Source organism: Aquimarina acroporae (genome assembly GCF_023195925.1).
Lineage (GTDB): Bacteria > Bacteroidota > Bacteroidia > Flavobacteriales > Flavobacteriaceae > Aquimarina > Aquimarina acroporae.
The window spans coordinates 279186-301044 of the sequence record NZ_JALPRE010000006.1 but is presented as its reverse complement, the minus strand read 5'-3'; the positions used below and the strand labels follow the sequence as shown (position 1 = coordinate 301044).

The window sequence follows — 21859 nt, the reverse complement described above, 5'->3', positions numbered from 1 at the left end:
TATTAGTTGACATATTTCAGAGGAAAAATGCCAACCCAAATCAGATATTGTATAGTCAGACTTTTACTAATTTGTTGTTTTTATGCTTCATCACAAACGAATGAAATTGATGAAAACACACAGATTAAGGATTCTATTGAGAGCTTTTTACTAAAAGCCTCCAGCTCAATTAATAAAGCTAAGCTAGAACCCGCCCTCCTTAATATTACCAAAGCCAAAGAAATTGCGTTGCAGCAGCAAAACAGAACTTATATTGCCAGAACCAATATGGTTCTTGCCAAGCTCTACAGAGAATTAGGAGATTTACACCAAGCCGAAGAGGAAATTCTAGACGCAATTGATATACAAACTGAAGACGGCGATGAAATGATGCTGGCCCATTCTTATATGACCTATGGATCTATTGCCACAAAACTCGGGAAATTTGAAAAATCTAATGAGGTCTTATCATCTGCATTAGATCTGGTTGAAAAAAATGATCTCAAAGGCTTAGACGGACCCATAAAAGTAAATCTTGGTATCCTGGAACTGGCGCAAGGAAGACCAGAACAAGCCATAAAACAATTTAATAGCGGCCTTCCCACTATCGATTCTTTCAATATGTATTATTTCAAAGCTAAACTGTATACCAAAAAGGCAAGAGCCCAACTAGAACTTGGTGAGCCAGAAGAAGCTTTAAAAACCAATGAATTGGCGTTGCAAATTGGTAAAGACAAGAGCTATACTGAAATACAATCTGAATGTTACGAGCTATATAGTGAAATATATGAGAGTAAAGAGGACTTCCCTACTTCATTAAGTTATCTTAAAACTCATCAAAAAATCAAAGACTCTCTTTTTAACACCAATAAAGAAATTATAGCACAAGAAGCAGGAGCAAAACTAAATTTAAACGAAAACAATGTGTTGATTGAAGAGTTGACCGAAGAAAATATTCAACAACAAAAATCTCTTAAATTGGGGAGATTAACCACCATTTTGAGTATTGCTCTTATCACTATTTTATCGTTGCTTACGTTGTCCCTATATAAAAACAACAATTTGAGAGCAAAGGCCAATGAACTCTTACAAAACAAGAATACCGAACTTATTTTAGCAAAAGAAAATGCAGAAAGAGCAAGTGAAGCAAAAGTTCAGTTTTTATCTACAATTACTCATGAGCTAAGAACTCCATTATATGCTGTAACTGGATTAACACACCTTTTACTAGAAGAAAGTCCTACTCCAAACCAAAAGGAACATTTAAATTCTCTTAAATTTTCAGGTGAGTATTTGCTTTCATTAATTAATAACATCCTTGACCTTAATAAACTTGAAGCGAATAAAGTTGAACTAGAACATACCTCTTTTAATCTAAAAAAGAGAATTAATGATGTATTAATTGCTTTAGGGAAATCTGCCAAAGATCGTAACAACAAACTACATTACGAATTTGATGATTCTATTCCTGCGAAGTTAAAAGGTGACCCTCTTAAAGTCTCTCAGGTACTAATAAACCTAATTGGTAACTCTATTAAATTTACACAAAACGGAGACATCTGGATAAAAGTAAAAAAGATCAATACTCTAGACAACAAAGTATTCCTCAACTTCCAAATTGAGGACAACGGAGTTGGAATCTCAGAGAAAAAACAGCAAAGCATATTCGAAAACTTTACACAAGGATCTGTACAGATCAATAGGAAATTTGGAGGTACTGGTCTTGGACTTTCCATCGTTAAGAACCTACTAGCTCTTATGGATAGTGAAATACGACTCGAGAGTGAATTAGGAAAGGGATCCAAATTTATTTTTGATCTGAAATTTGAAATCTTTGAAGATAAGAGTACCGATTATACTGAAGCCGCTAAAAAGATTGATTACAATGTTTTGGTTGATAAATACATTTTAATTGTAGAAGACAACAAGATCAACCAATTAATTACGAGGAAAATTCTTGAAAAAAGTAAAATAAAATGTGATGTAGCCGACAATGGAGATATCGCCATTAATAAAGTACGAGAAAACACATATGATCTTATTTTAATGGACATTCATATGCCAGGTATAAGTGGTATTGAAGCTACCAAACAAATACGGGAATTTAATACTGAAATACCTGTAATAGCACTTACTGCGGTAACGCTAGATGATAATCTGGATGAATTTTATGATAATGGTTTTAATGATATTATACCAAAACCATACAAAACAGAAGAGTTTTTTACCAAATTGCACAAAGCATTAAGTAAAGAACAAACTGCTTGATGAAAAAATGGCATGACAATTGATTCAATATAAACATGCTTAATTAAGCATATTTGAATTAGCCTAAAATATACAGAAATGAGGTTCTAAGGAACCTCATTTTTTATGTAATTCAAAATAATATTATTAAACCCATCCCCCTCTTCTATAAAATCCATTTGCATAGGTTGATACCATAAAGTATCATCAGAAAAATTAGCAATTAATCGTACATAATCTTTTTCTGTGGTAATAATACATTCATGTTCCTTTAAGCCAGCTATCTCTTTTTCTGAAAAATTATGATGATCTGGAAAATTTAAGTGATCAAACTTTAACCCTAAACCTTGATAGTATTCTACCAAAGGCTTTGGATTTGCAATACCAGTTACCAAAACAAAACTTTTATCGACAAATGAAGAAATACTTTTCGTTCCAGCTCTTCCTATTACATGATCATTATATTTTATGCCTGCAAAAAATAAAGCCTGATGCGGTTTCACCTTTAAACCACTTGCAATCTTTTTTCTTTCTACTGCAGAAATTTCATGAGGACATTTGGTCACCACAACAACATCTGCTCTCTTAGCGCCTACCCTAGGCTCTCTTAAATCTCCAGTAGGTAACAATATATCTTTACTGTATAAATTAGTGTAAGAAGTCAATAAAACATAAAACCCAGCTTTTACTTTTCGATGTTGATAGGCATCGTCCAAAATAACTATTTCTGGTTGTGGAATTTGAGATCTTAAACTTGCTATTCCGTTTTGTCTATCAGCATCTACACCTACCAATGCATCAGGGAATTTAGTTTTAAACTGTAAAGGTTCATCACCAACTTGAGCAGCAGTAGAGGTAGTATTTACGAGCTGAAAACCTTTTGTTTCTCTTTTGTATCCCCGACTTAAGGTTGCTAACCTTACATTATCTTTAAGTAACCGAATCAAATATTCAACCATAGGTGATTTTCCCGTTCCACCAACACTTAAATTTCCAACAGCTATTACCGGAAAATTATACCTTTTAGATTCCTTAACACCATAATCATACAACTTATTCCTTAACCAAGTTGCCAAATAATATATAGGTACAATGGGAAAAAGTATTTTACGAAGTAAATTCATAATCACAAAAGTATAAAACGAAACCAGCCCTCACAAAAAAAATGGTGTATACCAAAACGATTAAAACTGGAGTTCTATATATCACACTTAACACTATTATAAACAGATGAAACTTTGATTATTGATAAAAGTTTTTTTACATTCATTTTTTAATACAAAACACATCTCTATGTTAATTAAAGAGGTTATTCACCACCTTGAAGCTCTTTCTCCAGCGGCATATGCCGAAGATTTTGATAATGTAGGACTTCTAGTAGGAAACCCAGAAACCAAAGTCTCTGGTGTCTTGGTTACTCTTGACACACTTGAAATTATTGTAGATGAAGCAATAGAAAACAATTGTAACCTCATTGTAAGCTTTCATCCAATAGTATTTAAAGGAATTAAAAAGTTTAATGGATCGAATTACGTTGAACGAGTGGTAATGAAGGCTATAAAACACGACATTGCCATTTTTGCTATTCACACCGCATTAGATAATTCATTACATGGTGTAAACGATATGATCTGCGAGCAACTCAAACTTATCAATAGAAAAATATTAATTCCACAAAGTGGCACTATAAAAAAACTAGTAACCTTTGCCCCAAAATCAGAAGCCGATGATTTACTTTCGAAACTTTTTGAAGCCGGAGCAGGAACCATCGGTAATTATTCTAATTGTAGTTTTTCTTCAGAAGGCACTGGCACTTTTAAAGCCTCAGAAAACGCAAACCCTACAATAGGAGAGATTAACAAGATTCATTATGAACAAGAATCACAAATACAAGTAACATTTCCTAAGCATAAAGAGAATGCCGTTTTAAAAGCACTCCATAAAAATCACTCGTATGAAGAAGTAGCCTATGAAATCACAACTCTTGAAAATAAAAATCAACATATTGGGATGGGCATGATTGGCGAACTCAACACTCCAATGGATGAGCTGGATTTTTTAAACCACATCAAAAAAGTATTTAAAACAGGCTGTGTTCGACATTCTGCTCTATTAGGAAAACCAATTCAAAAAGTTGCTGTCCTTGGGGGCAGCGGAAGCTTCGCTATTGAAAACGCAAAAAGAGCTGGGGCTGATATTTTTATCACAGCAGACCTTAAATATCATCAATTTTATGAGGCAGAACAACAACTTATTTTAGCCGATATAGGTCATTATGAGAGCGAACAGTACACAAAAAACTTAATTGTTAGTTATCTTAGAAAAAAAATCAGTAATTTTGCAATCATTTTATCGGATAAAAACACCAATCCTATTCAATACCTGTAAAATATGGCAAAGAAAGAAGTTACTGTTGAGCAAAAATTAAGAGCATTATACGATTTGCAATTAATTGACTCTAGAGTTGATGAGATTAGAAACGTAAGAGGAGAATTACCTTTAGAAGTAGAAGATCTCGAAGATGAAGTAGCCGGATTAAATAAAAGATTAGAAAAGCTTAACAATGATCTTGAAAATATTGATGACGGCATCAAAAACAAGAAAAACTTAATTGAAGAAGCTAAAGCGCTAATCAAAAAATACGGAGAACAACAAAAAAATGTTCGCAACAACAGAGAGTACAACTCACTAAGCAAAGAAATAGAATTTCAGGAATTAGAAATTCAATTAGCTGAGAAACACATAAAAGAGCACAAAGCTCAAATCGTTCAAAAGAACGAGATCATTACGCAAACCAAAGACAAATTAGCAGAGCGCAATCAACACTTATCTCACAAAAAAGGTGAATTAGATGCGATCTTAGCTGAAACTGAAAAAGAAGAACAAGCGTTACTAGCTAAATCTGAAGATTTCCAACAAGAAATAGAAGAGCGTTTAATAAAAGCTTATAAAAGAATAAGAAACAACGTTAAAAACGGTTTAGCAGTTGTTCCTATCGAGCGCGGAGCTTCTGGAGGTTCTTTCTTTACTATACCACCGCAAGTACAAATGGAAATTGCCTCACGTAAGAAAATTATTACCGATGAGCATAGTGGTAGAATTTTAGTAGATCAAGAATTAGCTCGTGAAGAAAAGGAAAAAATGGACTCTCTTTTCTCTAAGCTATAAAACATACTTATAACACACCTAAAAGCCTCAGTTAACACTGAGGCTTTTTTAGTTATCTTTCATACATGAATCAACACATTCTTATTATAGGATCTGTATGGCCAGAGCCCTCTTCTTCTGCAGCAGGAACCCGTATGCTTCAACTCATTCATCTATTTCTAAAAGAAAAATGGCAAATTACTTTTTCAAGTCCTGCGAATGACACAGAAAACATGATAGACCTAGAAACCTTAGGCATAGACAAAGTTCATATCGAAATGAATAAATCTAGTTTTGATGATTTCATACAAGAATTAAACCCTAGCATAGTCATATTTGATCGTTTCATGATTGAAGAACAATTCGGCTGGCGAGTTGCCAAATCTACACCAAATGCCCTAAGAATATTAAATACCGAAGATCTACACAGTTTAAGAAGAACGCGACAAGAATGTTTTAAAAAAAACAAACCTTTTGAAACATCGAATCTTTTACAAAACGATATTACAAAACGAGAAATAGCAAGTATTTACAGGTGCGATCTATCCCTTATTATTTCAGAATATGAAATATCCCTTTTAAAAAACACTTTTAATATAAATAGTGAATTACTACACTATCTCCCATTTCTATTTGAAACTATCACAAGTGACGAGAGAGAATCTTGGCCAACTTTTGAAGAACGAAAACACTTTGTAACTATAGGCAACTTTAGACATGAACCAAACTGGAACAGCATTCTTTATTTAAAAGAAACCATATGGCCATTATTAAAAAGCAAACTACCAGAAGCCGAATTACATATTTATGGAGCCTATCCTCCTCCCAAAGCATTCCAACTTCATAATGAAAAGGAAGGCTTCTTCGTAAAAGGATGGACCGAGAATTCAGCAAAGGTTATACAAAATGCTAAAATATGCCTAGCTCCTCTTCGTTTTGGAGCAGGAATAAAAGGCAAACTAGCAGAAGCAATGCTATTAGGAACACCCAGCGTTACAACAGCTATTGGAGCCGAAGGAATGTTAGACGATGATTCTGATTGGAATGGTTTTATTAAAGACGATGCCAAAGAATTCGCAATAGCTGCAACACGATTATACACAAATAAAGACCTATGGCAACAAGCTCAACAAAATGGTATCGAAATCATAAACACTATGTTTCAAAGAAAAAAATTCACTTCTTCTCTAGTTTCAACTATTAAAAACCTAATTGATAATCTGGAAGAACACCGGAAACAAAACTTTATTGGCAATATGCTCCAATATCACACGGTAAGAAGTACCGAGTTCATGTCAAGATGGATAGAGGAAAAGAACAAATAAGAAAAAAACTTGTCAGCAGTATTTGAACAAAAATAGCTTTTCCATTTCTGGAAAAGCTATTTTGTATTGTATCCGAAACTACTTCTAATTATAGAGCAGCTACGTGCTTAGCTAATTTAGATTTCAAGTTAGCTGCTTTGTTTTTGTGAATCACATTGTTCTTAGCTAACTTATCAAGCATAGAAACTACAGTTGGAAACAAAGTTTCTGCCTCTTTCTTATCAGCTTCACGTAATTTTTTGATAGCATTACGTGTCGTTTTGTGCTGATATCTATTTCTTAGTCGCTTTGTCTCGCTACTTCTAATTCTTTTTAATGCTGACTTATGATTTGCCATCTTCTCTGCTAATTAAATTTCTTACTACTAAAAATTTGTAGCCCGTAGGGGAATCGAACCCCTCTTACCAGGATGAAAACCTGGCGTCCTAGCCGATAGACGAACGGGCCATTATTTTCCTTTTTCAAGGATTGCAAATTTATAGCTTTCACTCTAAATCTGCAATTAAAATTTCAATTCGTAGCCCGTAGGGGAATCGAACCCCTCTTACCAGGATGAAAACCTGGCGTCCTAGCCGATAGACGAACGGGCCATTATTTTCCTTTTTCAAGGATTGCAAATTTATAGCTTTCACTCTAAATCTGCAATTAAAATTTCAATTCGTAGCCCGTAGGGGAATCGAACCCCTCTTACCAGGATGAAAACCTGGCGTCCTAGCCGATAGACGAACGGGCCATTATTTTCCTTTTTCAAGGATTGCAAATTTATAGCTTTCACTCTAAATCTGCAATTAAAATTTCAATTCGTAGCCCGTAGGGGAATCGAACCCCTCTTACCAGGATGAAAACCTGGCGTCCTAGCCGATAGACGAACGGGCCATAGTTGTTTGCCTAATTGCGGATGCAAAAATACAACTATTTTTTAATGGCGCAAGTGTTATTTTATTTTTTTTAAATTTTAATACGCCTTTGCAAATAACACCCTGTTTTTTGAAGGGTTTCCAGAGTAAACACAAACACCTTCTTCTTCCTTAACATCGAAAGGAATACAACGAATAGTAGCCTTAGTTAACTCTTTGATTTTCTGCTCTGTTTCTATAGTACCATCCCAATGAGCCGAAATAAAACCTCCTTTATTCTCTAAAACTTCTTTAAATTCTTCAAACGAATTTACCTCAGTAATATGATCATCTCTAAATGCCGTTGCTTTTTGATGAAGTTGCTCTTGCATTTCTTTTAATAGCACCTCCACCGTATCGACTACCTCACCCTTGGCTACAAATTGTTTAGTTAAGGTATCTCTACGAGCCAATTCTACGGTGCCTTTTTCTAAATCTTTAGGTCCAATAGCTATTCGTAACGGCACACCTTGCAGTTCATATTGAGCAAACTTAGCCCCTGGTCGATGCGTATCTCTATGATCAAACTTCACAGAAATGCCTTTTGCGCGTAAACTTTCTACCAATTCATCTGCCACTTCCGATATTTGGTTCAATTGTTCTTCTCCCTTGTAAATAGGAACTATAACCACTTGTATAGGAGCTAAATTTGGAGGCAACACCAACCCATTATCATCACTATGCGTCATGATTAACGCTCCCATCAGCCTTGTTGAAACGCCCCATGAAGTAGCCCATACATGGTCCAACTTTCCTTCTTTTGAAGTAAATTTAACATCAAATGCCTTTGCAAAATTCTGCCCCAAAAAGTGAGAAGTTCCTGCTTGTAACGCTTTCCCATCCTGCATTAATGCTTCTATACAATAAGTATCCTCTGCCCCGGCAAATCTTTCACTCTCCGTCTTTCTTCCTTTTATTACAGGGATTGCCATGAAATTCTCAACAAAATCAGCATAAACATTGTTCATTTGCTCAGTTTCAGCAATAGCTTCTTCCCTAGTTTCATGGGCCGTATGTCCTTCTTGCCATAAAAACTCTGCGGTACGAAGAAATAAACGTGTTCTCATTTCCCATCGAACCACATTGGCCCATTGATTTACCAAAATCGGTAAATCACGATAAGACTGTATCCATCCTTTGTATGTATTCCAAATAATCGCTTCAGAAGTAGGCCTTACAATAAGCTCTTCTTCTAATTTGGCATTTGGATCTACGATTAACTTAGATGCATCATCTGGATCTGTTTTTAATCTATAGTGCGTTACTACAGCACATTCTTTTGCAAACCCCTCGGCATTTTTTTCTTCAGCTTCAAAGAGACTTTTAGGCACAAAAAGCGGAAAATACGCATTTTGATGGCCGGTTTCTTTAAATTTTTTATCTAATTCTGCCTGCATTTTCTCCCAAATTGCATATCCATACGGCTTAATTACCATGCACCCCCTTACCGCCGAATTCTCGGCCAGGTCTGCCTTGACAACTAATTCGTTATACCATTTTGAATAATCTTCACTACGCTTTGTTAAATTCTTACTCATAGACTGCTATTTGGCACAAATATTGTGGCTCTGTTAAATATAATTTAATTAGCGCAAAACTAATTAAATTTGTAATGTTCAACAATAAAATAAGAAGATATGCGACCTAAAAATTATTTTCACAAAAACGGAGCCATTGGAGTTTTACTTTTGGCCAGCGTATTAATGTTGACGTCTTGTAGTTCATATGAGTATGTACCATATAACGATGGTATTTATGGTGAGGCAAGAAGCCAAAGAAACGTGGAGACTCCTCCCAACAACGCTAACGATCAATCCAATTATTATTCAAGCTATTTTTCTGAAAAATCAGCGCAAATCGACAACGTTGTTGAACAGGGCGAAGTTTTTACCGACATAGATTCTTATTCTAGTGAAGCATATGATGTTGCCGATACAACAGCAACAGGTCTTAATTACGAGGTTGGACAACCGTCATGGGGAAGTAATCCTACCGAAATTACAGTGAATGTTTATGACAATGCATGGGGATGGAATAACTGGGGTCCTGGATTTGGAAGATTCGGAGGATGGAACGGATGGTTATGGAACGATTTTTATGGCGCCGGATATGGATTTTACGGTGGATGGGGCCTAGGATGGGGCTGGAATGTTGGATGGGGCTGGAACAGATGGGGCTGGAACGGATGGGGTCCTGGATGGGCCTGGGGTAGACCTTGGGGAGGAGGATTTTACCACCCATATTACGCAGGATATTATAGAGGATTTAATCGTGGTTATAGAGGCTACGGAAGAAATGGATATATTGCCTATAACGGAAGCAGATATAGAGGTAATATAGCCAGAAGCAGATACAGAAATTCTAATGGCTATACTAGATCTCGAAGTGGAACCTATAGTAGAAGTAGACAAGGATATACAAATAGACGTAGAGTATCTGCAGATGCTAGCAGGTCTCGAACATCAAGATATTCAAATGGATCGGGTACTTACGGATCTAGATCAAGAGCTTCTGGTAGCAGCAACTCTAGATATTCTGGACCTGGAACAAGATCTAGAAGCGGCTCTTATAACAGTAGCGGAAGTGGAAGCAGAAGCAGATCCTACACTCCTTCACGATCTTCTTCAAGAAGTCGATCATATACTCCTTCTGGGTCTTCTTCTTCAAGAAGCAGAAGTTCTGGTTACTCAAGAGGAGGTTCTTCAAGAAGTAGCGGAGCTTCAAGATCAGGAGGAAGCAGAAGCAGAGGAAGAGGATAATATCTCTCTTTACCTTGTTGAAGATTAACTTACACAAAATACTTTGTAGAATGCCTTATTAATCTAAGGCATTCTACACTTCAAAAAAATACTTATGTAAAATGAAAAAACTATTTTTCTTAATAGGTGCTTTATCTATGTCTTTTTTGAACGCACAAGACATAACCGACGCTCTCAGATATTCTCAGCAAAACATACTGGGAACTGCTAGATTTAGAGGAATGAGTGGTGCATTTGGTGCATTAGGAGGAGATTTATCTGCCATACATATAAATCCTGCAGGATCTGCAGTGTTTTTGAATTCTTATGGCTCTATGACACTCTCTTCTACGAGAATAGACAATGAAGCGAATTATTTTAACGGTTTTGCCAATGAAAATTCTAACAATATCAATTTCAATCAGGTAGGTACTGTTTTCATATATGACGTATTTGCAGAATCCTCAAAATTAAATCGCATATCTCTAGGAATCACCTATGAACAAACCGCTGATAATGCTGATGAATTTAGAGTTTTTGGCCGAAGCTCAAACTCAATTGATAGTTTTTTCTTAACCGAAGCGCAGGGAATACCTTTAGATTTAATCTCTAGACGAACAGGAGAATCTATTAGCGATTTATACGCATTTCTTGGAGAAACTGAAGGATACGGAGTACAACAGGCATTTTTGGGGCACGAAGCTTTTGTTATTGAAGCAGATGATCTCAATAACCCCAACAACACTTCTTATTTTTCAAATATAGCACCTGGAGTATTTGACCAAGAATACATTTATGAAAGTACTGGTATAAATGGAAAATTCACAGTAAACTTAGGAGCACAAATAGACAATGATCTATATATTGGTGTGAATTTAAACACTCATTTTATCAACTACGACAGGTTTACAGATTTTTTTGAAGGAAATAATAATGCTGGAAGTAATGTTAACGAAGTTCTCTTCACTAATAGACTTTCTACGACAGGGGCAGGTTTTTCTGCACAGGTTGGAGCTATTGCCAAAGTAACAGAAAACCTACGTTTGGGAGCATCGTATGAATCTCCTACCTGGTACTATATCGATGAAGAAACAACTCAAAGACTAGAAACCTTTAGCGATGCAGATGGTAGAGCCTTAGTAAATCCAGAGGTAATTAATATTTTCCCAGAATATAGACTACGAACCCCTGAAACATATACAGGTAGTGCAGCTATATTATTTGGACAACAAGGACTCATAAGCATCGACTACTCATATAAAGACTACACATCTATTCAGTTCAGCTCTGATGAAGGAGTAAACTTTGCAGGAACGAATAATAATATTGACAATACACTACAAGATACCTCTACAATAAGAATTGGAACAGAATGGAGAAATGGAAATTGGAGTTTTAGAGGAGGGTATAGCTATGAGGAAAGTCCATATATAGACGAATTAATTCTTAGTGATAAAGAGGGGTACTCCTTAGGTTTTGGATATAACTTCGGTCAATTTAAATTCGATTTTGCATACGATCGAACCGAACAGCAGCGAGAAGAACAATTTTTTCCAGGATCTGGGTTTACCAATTTTGCTGTTGTAGACAGTTTTAGGGACACCTATACATTTACACTTGGAATGAATTTTTAACCCAAAAAAAAGTACCACAAAAAAAGCGCTTCAATGATGAAGCGCTTTTTTGTTATCGTATAAGCGAGAAACTTCCCGCAACAACCCTTCGTCTCATATTGGGATCTGTAGGCTCATTAAACTCTACCCTAAACCAATAATCTGAAGAAGGCATGTTTCTACCATTATAAGTTCCATCCCATCCTGCTCCACCGGGCCTTAATTGTTTTAACAACTTACCATACCGATCAAATATATATATAAGTGCAGTAGGTTGATTCTCTATATTTATCAAACTCCATGTATCATGAAAGCCATCACCATTGGGAGTAAAATACTTAGGATACCCTAGTATCATAATAATTTCAGATTCTCGTTCACTCACAGGACAGTTCCTATATCTTGCTAATACCCTATAATCACCGGGAGGCACATCAGTAAACACTGGTGATGATTGATATTCTCTGTACTCCTGAAAACCATTTCCAATATCTCTATCTAAACGATATTCAAAATCTGTAAATCCTAAAGCCTGGATATCGATGGGTGTTGTGGTAATTTCTGCAGTAATGGTATAGCTACCAGAAAAAGACTCTTCAGCTACATTTCCTGTAACGGCGATCTCAATAACCGACACATCAACTACAGAAAGATCATCCCTACCTACCTCTACAGAACCGCCAGTATCCGAAAAACCAATAAGCTCATACACTCCTGGTGTGTTTACATCAAGAACAGGAGTGTCTGTCAACCCTCCAATATTAACAGCACTACTGCTATCGGCTCCTAGAGCCCAAGTTCTCCATTGGTAAGTAATAGCACCAGGGAATCGTCCTTCTATAGTTACTGGGAATTCTCCACAAGTGGCAATATCTGGACCAACTCCTGGCTCCAATATTGTACAATCTGTGGTTCCAGCATTATCTTCGTCTAAATTCGTTTGTTGTAGTTGTATTACTCCTGCTTCATCAGAAAAATTTGTAATGAGAATAAAATAATACTCTCCAGTTTGCGCATCAGGAATTGTAAAGGTCTCAGTAAAAATACCTTCATCAGGATTTCTTGCAAAGCTACAGTCTACAATATTGGTATTATCAAGATTTTGAACATAAAAGTCTGGATCATCTACATTATTTACACATTCTGCAGGTCGTATATTTTCTCCATCACCATTAAGATCACAACCTTGAGTTAATTGATCTTCACAATTGATAAAAGAAGTTGTGAAAGGACCCCAGGCGATAAAATCTACATCCAATTGTTGCTCTCCTCTATCTAAGTTACTATTATCATTTATATCGATCCATTGTTGAATATCAAAAATCAATTCCCCAGGCTCATCAATTCTTAGGAAATACCAAGAAGAATTACGTGTACTGTCTAAGCAACCTAACCCTTGAAAACTAATGTCTTCTCCTGTAATATTTGGAAAAGTTAATTCCTGGGCTGCATCAGAACAAAACGGTTGAGCAGTTCTACAGGCCACATCAAAGTCGAGTTGAGCAAAACTCGAAAACGTACTTGATCCTATAAAAAACAGAACCAATAAAATTTGAGAGAAAGATATTTTTTTTGCCATCTTCATATAACGTTAAAAACTACAATTTTCTTGTACAAAGGTTAAATTTGGGATTTAAATATACTGAACTTCTTTAATAAAACTAGTATATCTAATTGTTTAACATTGATTTCACTAACTAACCCAACAAAATCGTATCTTTGCAAATCATTTGAGTAGAGGCTGATTAACATTTCTTTACTCAAATCCGAAAAGGGAGTGCAATATCATAAATTTAGACAGGATTTTATACAAGCATTTATGTAATTTTGTGGCCCACATCGGTATTTTGAAGAACAATAAAAATTTGCAGTGTGAAAATTGACAAGGCCCTTGAAGCTATCGAAGCGCTAGGTGATAATCATGTAGCTACTAGCGCAACTACCCCACTAAGAGAAGACGCTTTTAAACTTAGTGATAAGGAAAAAATTGACATAATTAGAGAAGACGTAAAACATATTATGGAAACATTAGGACTTGATCTTACCGATGACAGTCTTAAAGGAACTCCACAACGTGTTGCGAAAATGTTTGTAAACGAGATCTTTTCGGGATTACATCCTCTAAGAAGGCCTGAAGCCTCTACTTTTGATAACAACTACAAGTATGGCGAAATGCTTGTAGAAAAAAATATTACCGTTTATTCTACTTGTGAACATCATTTATTACCAATCGTAGGAAGAGCCCATGTAGCATACATCTCTAATGGTACAGTAGTAGGACTTTCAAAAATGAATCGTATCGTAGATTACTATGCAAAACGCCCACAAGTACAGGAGCGTTTAACCATGCAAATTGTAGAACACTTGCAAGTAGTTTTAGGCACTAAAGATGTTGCATGCGTGATCGATGCTAAGCATCTTTGTGTAAACTCAAGAGGAATTCGAGATATAGAAAGCAGCACCGTAACTAGTGAATTTGGCGGTAAGTTTAAAGAAGAATCTGTAAGAAGAGAATTCCTGGATTACATTAAATTAGATACTACATTTTAATCATTCAATACATTTCATCAAGCATCAATCTAGATCATGGCAGTAGCTCCTTTGTACAAAACTCAAGAACTAAAAATTTATAATTCAATTTCAGGACAAAAAGAAACATTTACACCTATTACAGACGGAAACATAGGTATGTATGTTTGCGGTCCAACGGTTTACAGTAATGTACACTTAGGTAATTGTCGCACTTTTATTTCTTTTGATTTAGTTTTTAGATATCTTAAACATTTAGGGTACAAAGTGCGTTATGTAAGAAATATCACAGATGCTGGTCATTTAGAAAATGATGCCGATGATGGTGAAGACAAAGTAGCTAAAAAAGCTAGACTGGAGCAATTGGAACCTATGGAGATTGTACAGCGTTACACTTTGGACTTTCACAGTGTAATGAATAATTTCAACACAATTCCACCAAGTATAGAACCTACCGCTACCGGACATATTGTTGAACAAATTGAAATCATTAAAACTATTATTGATAATGGTTTTGCATATGTTTCTAATGGATCTGTATATTTTGATGTTCAAAAATTTAATGAGACCAATGATTATGGAAAACTTAGTGGCCGTAATCTTGAAGATATGATTGCCAATACAAGAGAGTTGGCAGCACAAAGCGATAAGAAAAACCCTCAGGATTTTGCACTATGGAAAAAGGCAGAACCGCAGCATATTATGCGCTGGCCTTCTCCTTGGAGCGATGGTTTCCCAGGGTGGCACCTTGAATGTACTGCAATGAGCACCAAATATCTTGGTGAGCGTTTTGATATTCATGGAGGAGGAATGGATTTGAAATTCCCGCACCACGAGTGTGAAATTGCGCAAGGTGAAGCCGCATGTGGTCAAACACCAGTCAACTACTGGATGCATGCTAACATGCTTACTCTTAACGGAAAAAAGATGTCTAAATCTACGGGTAACACTATATCGCCAGCAGAATTGTTTACCGGAGAGAATAATATACTCGATAAGCCTTTTCACCCCTCAATTGTGCGCTTTTTTATGATGCAAGCACATTACAGGAGTATTTTGGATTTTTCTAATGAAGCACTTGAAGCATCTGAGAAAGGTTTTTATCGATTAATGGATTCGTTAAAAACATTAAAAGGGCTTGATACCCAATCCAAAACTGAAGGTTTTGATGTTACAAAATGGAAAGAAGAGTGCTATTCTTCAATGAATGATGATTTTAATAGCCCGATTCTTATTGCAAAATTGTTTGAAGCTGTTAAATTCATAAACACAGTAAAAGAACAAAAAGCCACCATAACCCCTGAGGATCTATTAACTCTCAGTGAAACACTACAGGGCTTTATTTTTGATGTTTTAGGATTGGTAAATATTCATGAAACATCTGCCGACACTAGTGATAAACTTTCAGGAGTCGTAGAATTACTCATTAACCTAAGAGCAGAAGCAAGAGCAAATAAAGATTTTGCCACCAGTGACAAAATAAGAGACGAACTTCATGCTATGGGAATTCAGTTAAAAGATAGTCGAGAAGGAACTACATTCTCTGTAAATTAAAAACTTTGGAAGCTAAAGTCACCTTAAGGAAGGTTTTGATATATCCATTTGTGATATTGGTAAAACTTTATCAAAATTTGATCTCTCCATTAACACCGGCTACTTGTAGATATGAGCCAACATGCTCTCATTACACCATAGAAGCTTTACAAAAACATGGTTTGTTTAGAGGTAGTTTACTTTCTATAAAAAGAATATTTAGCTGTCACCCATGGGGAGGCAAAGGATACGATCCTGTACCCGAGCCTAAAAACAAAAATGAAAAGAATTAATTAAAACGTTTTATCATTTCATTAGAATTTCAAGGTATTCGTTTCTCATATAAATACCTATATTTACCTCTGAAAAATAATCACACTACATGATACCTTTAAAATTTGTTTGGAATCCTGTTGAAGGAATAGATCTTGGCTTCTTCGTAATACGTTTTTATAGTCTAATGTTTGTTGTAGCCTTTTCTCTTGGGTGGTACCTAATGAAAAAAATATACATTAGAGAAAACATCTCCATGGAGAAATTGGATTCTATATTCATTTATGCAGTAATTGCTACACTAGTTGGAGCTCGCCTTGGACACGTTTTCTTCTACGATTGGGGTTACTACAAAAACAATTTACTAGAAATCATATTACCATTTAGATTCAAGCCAGAGTTCGAATTTATCGGTTTTCAAGGACTAGCAAGTCACGGTGCTGCTATAGGGATCATTATCGCTATGTACTATTATTCAAAAAAGGTAATTCAAAAACATATTCTTTGGATTCTTGATCGAATTGTAGTTCCTGTGGCCTTCGGAGGAATATTCGTGCGTCTAGGTAATTTTTTTAATTCCGAAATTATTGGAAAAGCATCTGGAGATTCTCCATTTGGAGTTAAGTTTGTGAGAGATGGCTTAAGTAAATATGAAGTGGTAAAAGAAACCGGAATTAAGAACGTAAACAAAGCTTACTCAGCGGTAGTTGAGAATTCGCAGTTTTCAAATTTACTTGACACCGTTCCTTATCGTCACCCAGCTCAATTATATGAAGCGTTTGGCTATATATTTGTATCTGCTATTTTGTGGTTGATCTATTGGAAAACGGACAAGAGAAAAAATAGAGGTTTTTTATTTGGATCATACCTTGTAATGCTATGGACAGTAAGATTCTTCGTTGAATTTGTTAAGAAAAGTCAAGGCGGATTTGAAGATGCTTTAGGAAAGAACTTATCAACAGGACAATGGCTCAGTATTCCGTTTATAATCGCAGGATTATATTTTATTCTACAATCGTTTAAGAAAAAGAATATTACAGAATAAGCATGTAAAACTTCAATAAATAAAAGCGGCCAATTCTACAATGAATTGGCTTTTTTTATACTAAAAAACCACTAGTCACGTTAACACAATTAACCAACAAAAACTATAACCATGAACTGGAAAATTGCTATTACATTTATACTTACACTTTTTATTCTTTGTACTACCCTAGCATGTGAATCTGACTCCGACCTTCCACCAGAAACAGATCAATCTGGAGGAGACAACTCAGGCGGGGATGGTGATAACGGAGGTGACGGAGATAACGGAGGAGATGGTGACAATGGAGGAGATGGAGATAATGGCGGGGATGGTGATGGCTCAAACGGCACCACTACAGCTGTTGCGACCTTTGGTCAACTAAAAACTTCTGGAAACAAAATTGTCGACAAAAATGACAACCCTGTACAACTTAGAGGAATGTCGCTTTTTTGGAGTCAATGGATGGGCCAATATTACACCAAAGAAGCGGTAAGTTGGTTAAAAAAAGATTGGAATTGTAACATTGTTCGAGCAGCAATGGGTGTAGAAGATGCAGATGGATATCTTACTAATAGAGATAAAGAAAAACAAAAAATATTTACCGTAATCGATGCAGCTATCGAAGAAGGTATTTATGTTATTGTTGACTGGCATAGCCATCATGCAGAAGATCACGTTGAAGAAGCAAAAACGTTCTTCGCTGAAGTAGCTCAAAAATACGGAAACCAACCCAACCTTATCTACGAAATATACAATGAACCTTTGCAAGGTCCTTCATGGAAGGACGTTCTAAAACCTTATCACGAACAAGTTATCGCTGCAATTAGACAACATGACCCAGATAACCTTGTAATATGTGGTACACGAACCTGGTCCCAAGACGTGGATGAAGTTATCGGAAATGAAATAAATGACAATAACGTAGCTTATACCCTGCACTATTATGCAGCAACACACAAACAATTTTTAAGAGATAAGGCTCAAAAAGCTTTAGATGCCGGATTACCCCTATTTGTGACAGAATATGGTGTTACCGAAGCTACTGGAGATGGCTTTATCGACACCAACGAAGCTCAGGCATGGTGGGATTTTATGGATCAAAATAAAATATCATGGTGCAATTGGTCTATTGCAGATAAACAAGAGGCTTCTGCTGCACTACAACCGGGAGCCAGCGGGACCGGAGGCTGGAACGAAAGTGAAATTACCACTTCTGGAAAAATGGTTCGAAATGAGATAAAAACAAAAAATCAATAATAGGTTTACATGCATAGTATAAAAAAACCGGTTCACTAGTGAACCGGTTTTTTTATACTGATAGAATGCTGAAATTAAAAAACTTCATTCGACTCCTTCAATTTCTCTGTATTCTCTACCAATTGAAGTTCATCTATAATTTTTTGAATATCTCCATCTATAATATTTCCTAAATCATAAAGCGTTAAACCAATACGGTGATCGGTAACCCTTCCCTGAGGATAATTATATGTTCTAATCTTTGCCGATCTATCTCCAGAAGACACCATACTCTTTCGTTTCGCCGAATCTGCCGCCTGCTTTTTGGCGAGTTCTAATTCATACAATCGAGAACGAAGTACTTTTAAAGCCTTCTCTAAATTCTTATGGGATGATTTTTGATCCTGACAACTCACGATCATACCCGTGGGTTCGTGATGTAGTTTAATTGCCGAATAGGTAGTATTCACAGACTGTCCTCCCGGTCCTGTAGAGGTAGTTCTTTCTATTCGCACTTCGGTCATATCTAATTCTACATCGAACTCTTCAGCTTCAGGAAGCACCATTACTGTTGCTGCACTGGTATGAACACGACCCTGGGTTTCGGTTTGAGGTACACGTTGCACACGATGCACACCAGCTTCAAACTTCATAGTACCATAAGCGTCCTCTCCATTTACCTCAAAAATAATTTCTTTGTATCCACCACTGGTACCTTCGTTAAGATCTACCAGACTAGTACTCCATCCTTTACCTTCGCAATATTTGGTATACATTCTAAATAAGTCTCCTGCAAAAATACTTGCCTCATCACCTCCAGTACCCGCTCTTATTTCAACCACGCAGTTCTTGGCATCTTCTGGATCTTTTGGAACCAGCATAAAACGAATTTTTTCCTCGAGCTGCGGAAGTTCTTCCTTAGCCTCATCCAGCTGCATTTTGGCCATCTCCACCATTTCAGCATCACTTCCGTCGGATATAATTTCTTCAGCTTCCTTAAGATTATCAGTAAGTTCTATATAACGATCTCTTTCATCCATTATGGCTTTTAGATCTTTATATTCCTTATTAAGTTTAATGTATCTTTTTTGATCAGCAATAATATCTGGCTGAATGATCAGATCACTCACCTCATCAAATCGTTGCTTTACAATATTTAATTTATCAATCATAGTTAATCGGTCCTAACATTGGAAGATACAAAAGTAAGGTTTTTTGCATAAAAGCCTATACCCTCTCTTAGTTCTAAATAAGGTTTTCCTCAGAAAAATTGTATTTTTGAATGACAATTATGAAAAACCAAAAGATAACATATCAAAATTTACCCATTGTAAAATGGTTTTTCGTATTTGCTGCTTTGTTTAGCTTTGGAGGATATTCCCAATACACTCCACCAAAAACAAAGGAAGTAGCTACCGAGTTACTATTTGTTACTGAAGAACGCACAGATAAAGTTTTTCATTTTAAACGTGCTTTGGAGCGCAAGAAAATAAACGGTTACTCTTTTTACAGTAATGCATCTCTTCTCTTGTTATCCAATTTACATTCAGAATTTACCCCTATCTGTCTTAAAAATTTTAATACTACTATTTCTTTATTAAGTAGAAGAAAAACCATTCTTATTCACCTTCCGAAGTTCCCAAAGGAAGATTCTTTTCTAGTGTAATACCCTTTAAGAAAATCGTAAAAACATTTTAACTCTTAATCCTCTTTACATAGGAGGATCATTATCTATTACCATATATGAAAAGATTCAAACGAATAGTAAGGCGAACTATGTTTATCTTACTTATAATCATGGCTGCAATGGTTCCTGTACCTGTATTTCTTCAGAAAAAACAAGGAAAATTCAATGATGACCATCTCATAGAACAAATGGAACAAAAAGAAAACGATGACGAATCCAGCACTAAAAAATTAGACGAGAATTTTAAGTTTTGAGTTTGCCTACAGTTAAGAATCAGGCACGTTCAAAAATGAAATATTATTAAAAAAGGTGCACTTGTTAAGTACACCTTTTTTAATTTATTCATAGTTCAAGATAGTCTAATAGTTAAATTCTCCAAACTCACTTTTGATGGTCAAACTCTTTTGTTTAGAAGCTTCTACTCTACCTACTATTTGCGCATCTACATTGAAACTTTTCGAGATAGAAATAAGTTCTTCGGCAATTTCTGGTGAGACATACAGCTCCATACGATGTCCCATATTAAACACTTGGTACATCTCTTTCCAATCGGTACCAGAGTTTTCCTGAATCAATTTGAATAGAGGTGGAACGTCGAAGAGATTATCTTTTACAATGTGAAGATTCTCTATAAAATGCAATATTTTGGTTTGCGCTCCACCACTACAATGCACCATCCCATGTATGGTATTACTATCAAATTTTTCTAGTATTTTTTTGATAATTGGTGCATAAGTCCTTGTTGGCGACAATACAAGTTTACCTGCATCTATAGGTGCATCTTCCACTGTATCAGTTAAATTAGTCTTACCAGAATACACCAATTCTGAAGGTACTGAAGGATCAAAACTCTCTGGGTATTTTTCGGCCAGGGTTTTGCTAAAAACATCATGTCTAGCAGAGGTCAACCCATTGCTTCCCATACCTCCGTTGTATGTCTTTTCATAGGTAGCTTGACCAAAAGAAGCCAGACCTACAATAACATCTCCTGCTTTTATATTTGCATTATCAATAACATCTTCACGCTTCATTCTTGCAGTTACCGTAGAATCTATAATAATAGTACGAACCAAATCCCCAACATCTGCCGTTTCTCCTCCTGTAGAATGAATTTCTACTCCAAATTCTTTTAGTTCATCGATTAATTCTTCGGTACCATTAATGATCGCCGAAATCACCTCTCCCGGAATTAGGTTTTTATTTCTTCCAATGGTAGAAGACAACATGATATTATCTGTAGCTCCTACACATAAAAGGTCATCGATATTCATAATAAGAGCATCTTGCGCAATACCTTTCCATACCGAAAGATCTCCTGTTTCTTTCCAATACATATATGCCAAAGAAGATTTAGTCCCTGCACCATCTGCATGCATTATCAAACAATACTTGTCATCACCTGTAAGATAATCAGGTACTATTTTACAAAACGCTTTAGGAAAAAGACCTTTATCTATGTTTTTGATTGCACTATGCACATCTTCTTTAGATGCCGAAACTCCACGTTGCGCATAACGCTTACTTACTTCTTGACTCATTATTATTGAAATTAAAGCGCAAAGATAAATCAATTTAGCTCAAAGACTAAACTGAATAAATAAAATTCCAAATTCTAGCAAAAATTACTAA

General features: G+C 35.8%; 19 protein-coding genes and 4 tRNA genes. 13 read left to right on the top strand and 10 right to left on the bottom strand.

Going from position 1 to position 21859, the window contains the following annotated elements; all coding sequences use genetic code 11:
- The first annotated feature begins 6 nt into the window (after positions 1 to 6).
- Complete coding sequence (locus M0D21_RS09710) at positions 7 to 2247, top strand: tetratricopeptide repeat-containing hybrid sensor histidine kinase/response regulator (RefSeq protein WP_248328864.1); 2241 nt, start codon at positions 7 to 9, stop codon at positions 2245 to 2247.
- 86 nt (positions 2248 to 2333) lie between these two features.
- On the opposite strand, the gene lpxK is transcribed toward M0D21_RS09710, so the two are convergent.
- Entirely contained in the window at positions 2334 to 3350 is a 1017-nt protein-coding gene (gene lpxK, locus M0D21_RS09705; protein WP_248328862.1) for a tetraacyldisaccharide 4'-kinase, read from the bottom strand.
- Positions 3351 to 3519: 169 nt separating this feature from the next.
- On the opposite strand from lpxK, the gene M0D21_RS09700 reads away from it, so the two are divergent.
- The 3 genes from M0D21_RS09700 (at position 3520) to M0D21_RS09690 (ending at position 6698) form a co-directional block, all read left to right on the top strand.
- Positions 3520 to 4614: a Nif3-like dinuclear metal center hexameric protein gene (locus tag M0D21_RS09700; RefSeq protein ID WP_248328860.1), complete on the top strand. Its 1095-nt coding sequence runs from the start codon at positions 3520 to 3522 to the stop codon at positions 4612 to 4614.
- 3 nt (positions 4615 to 4617) lie between these two features.
- A complete protein-coding gene (locus M0D21_RS09695; protein ID WP_248328858.1) occupies positions 4618 to 5394 on the top strand; it encodes a zinc ribbon domain-containing protein in 777 nt (258 codons plus the stop codon).
- Positions 5395 to 5459: 65 nt separating this feature from the next.
- A complete protein-coding gene (locus M0D21_RS09690) occupies positions 5460 to 6698 on the top strand; it encodes a glycosyltransferase family 4 protein (protein WP_248328856.1) in 1239 nt (412 codons plus the stop codon).
- Between the two features lie 88 nt (positions 6699 to 6786).
- Here M0D21_RS09690 and rpsT read toward each other — a convergent pair whose 3' ends face one another.
- From rpsT to proS, 6 genes are all read right to left on the bottom strand, one after another.
- Positions 6787 to 7035: a 30S ribosomal protein S20 gene (rpsT, locus tag M0D21_RS09685; protein WP_248328854.1), complete on the bottom strand. Its 249-nt coding sequence runs from the start codon at positions 7033 to 7035 to the stop codon at positions 6787 to 6789.
- 38 nt (positions 7036 to 7073) lie between these two features.
- Positions 7074 to 7145, bottom strand: a tRNA-Glu gene (locus M0D21_RS09680).
- A gap of 71 nt (positions 7146 to 7216) precedes the next feature.
- A tRNA-Glu gene (locus M0D21_RS09675) sits at positions 7217 to 7288 on the bottom strand.
- Positions 7289 to 7359: 71 nt separating this feature from the next.
- Positions 7360 to 7431: transfer RNA gene (locus M0D21_RS09670), tRNA-Glu, on the bottom strand.
- A gap of 71 nt (positions 7432 to 7502) precedes the next feature.
- A tRNA-Glu gene (locus M0D21_RS09665) sits at positions 7503 to 7574 on the bottom strand.
- Positions 7575 to 7653: 79 nt separating this feature from the next.
- A complete protein-coding gene (gene proS / locus M0D21_RS09660) occupies positions 7654 to 9132 on the bottom strand; it encodes a proline--tRNA ligase (RefSeq protein ID WP_248328852.1) in 1479 nt (492 codons plus the stop codon).
- Between the two features lie 99 nt (positions 9133 to 9231).
- On the opposite strand from proS, the gene M0D21_RS23060 reads away from it, so the two are divergent.
- Both M0D21_RS23060 and M0D21_RS09650 read left to right on the top strand, forming a co-directional pair.
- A complete protein-coding gene (locus M0D21_RS23060; RefSeq protein ID WP_317250054.1) occupies positions 9232 to 10353 on the top strand; it encodes a hypothetical protein in 1122 nt (373 codons plus the stop codon).
- A gap of 101 nt (positions 10354 to 10454) precedes the next feature.
- Positions 10455 to 11966 (top strand): OmpP1/FadL family transporter, encoded by a 1512-nt coding sequence (locus M0D21_RS09650; RefSeq protein WP_248328850.1) that lies wholly within the window; start codon positions 10455 to 10457, stop codon positions 11964 to 11966.
- Positions 11967 to 12018: 52 nt separating this feature from the next.
- Here M0D21_RS09650 and M0D21_RS09645 read toward each other — a convergent pair whose 3' ends face one another.
- Positions 12019 to 13524 carry a T9SS type B sorting domain-containing protein gene (locus tag M0D21_RS09645; protein WP_248328848.1) on the bottom strand — a complete coding sequence of 502 codons (1506 nt, stop codon included), beginning with the start codon at positions 13522 to 13524 and terminating at the stop codon, positions 12019 to 12021.
- Positions 13525 to 13817: 293 nt separating this feature from the next.
- Here M0D21_RS09645 and folE point away from each other — a divergent pair, with 293 nt between their 5' ends.
- From folE to M0D21_RS09620, 5 genes are all read left to right on the top strand, one after another.
- Complete coding sequence (gene folE, locus M0D21_RS09640; protein ID WP_248328847.1) at positions 13818 to 14495, top strand: GTP cyclohydrolase I FolE; 678 nt, start codon at positions 13818 to 13820, stop codon at positions 14493 to 14495.
- Between the two features lie 36 nt (positions 14496 to 14531).
- The gene (cysS, locus tag M0D21_RS09635) at positions 14532 to 16028 is read left to right on the top strand and encodes a cysteine--tRNA ligase (RefSeq protein WP_248328845.1); all 1497 of its coding nucleotides are present in this window, start codon (positions 14532 to 14534) and stop codon (positions 16026 to 16028) included.
- Between the two features lie 5 nt (positions 16029 to 16033).
- Positions 16034 to 16300 carry a membrane protein insertion efficiency factor YidD gene (yidD, locus tag M0D21_RS09630; RefSeq protein WP_248328843.1) on the top strand — a complete coding sequence of 89 codons (267 nt, stop codon included), beginning with the start codon at positions 16034 to 16036 and terminating at the stop codon, positions 16298 to 16300.
- An 89-nt stretch (positions 16301 to 16389) separates the two neighbouring features.
- Positions 16390 to 17325 (top strand): prolipoprotein diacylglyceryl transferase, encoded by a 936-nt coding sequence (gene lgt, locus M0D21_RS09625; protein ID WP_248328841.1) that lies wholly within the window; start codon positions 16390 to 16392, stop codon positions 17323 to 17325.
- Between the two features lie 111 nt (positions 17326 to 17436).
- A complete protein-coding gene (locus M0D21_RS09620) occupies positions 17437 to 18564 on the top strand; it encodes a glycoside hydrolase family 5 protein (protein ID WP_248328839.1) in 1128 nt (375 codons plus the stop codon).
- Positions 18565 to 18638: 74 nt separating this feature from the next.
- Here the strand turns inward: M0D21_RS09620 and prfA are convergent, their stop codons facing one another.
- Complete coding sequence (gene prfA / locus M0D21_RS09615) at positions 18639 to 19715, bottom strand: peptide chain release factor 1 (RefSeq protein WP_248328837.1); 1077 nt, start codon at positions 19713 to 19715, stop codon at positions 18639 to 18641.
- A 119-nt stretch (positions 19716 to 19834) separates the two neighbouring features.
- Between prfA and M0D21_RS09610 the strand changes: the two genes are divergently transcribed.
- Both M0D21_RS09610 and M0D21_RS09605 read left to right on the top strand, forming a co-directional pair.
- Positions 19835 to 20209 carry a hypothetical protein gene (locus M0D21_RS09610; RefSeq protein ID WP_248328835.1) on the top strand — a complete coding sequence of 125 codons (375 nt, stop codon included), beginning with the start codon at positions 19835 to 19837 and terminating at the stop codon, positions 20207 to 20209.
- A 110-nt stretch (positions 20210 to 20319) separates the two neighbouring features.
- Positions 20320 to 20484: a hypothetical protein gene (locus M0D21_RS09605; RefSeq protein WP_248328833.1), complete on the top strand. Its 165-nt coding sequence runs from the start codon at positions 20320 to 20322 to the stop codon at positions 20482 to 20484.
- A 105-nt stretch (positions 20485 to 20589) separates the two neighbouring features.
- Here M0D21_RS09605 and M0D21_RS09600 read toward each other — a convergent pair whose 3' ends face one another.
- Positions 20590 to 21768 (bottom strand): AIR synthase related protein, encoded by a 1179-nt coding sequence (locus M0D21_RS09600; RefSeq protein ID WP_248328831.1) that lies wholly within the window; start codon positions 21766 to 21768, stop codon positions 20590 to 20592.
- Between the last annotated feature and the right edge of the window lie 91 nt (positions 21769 to 21859).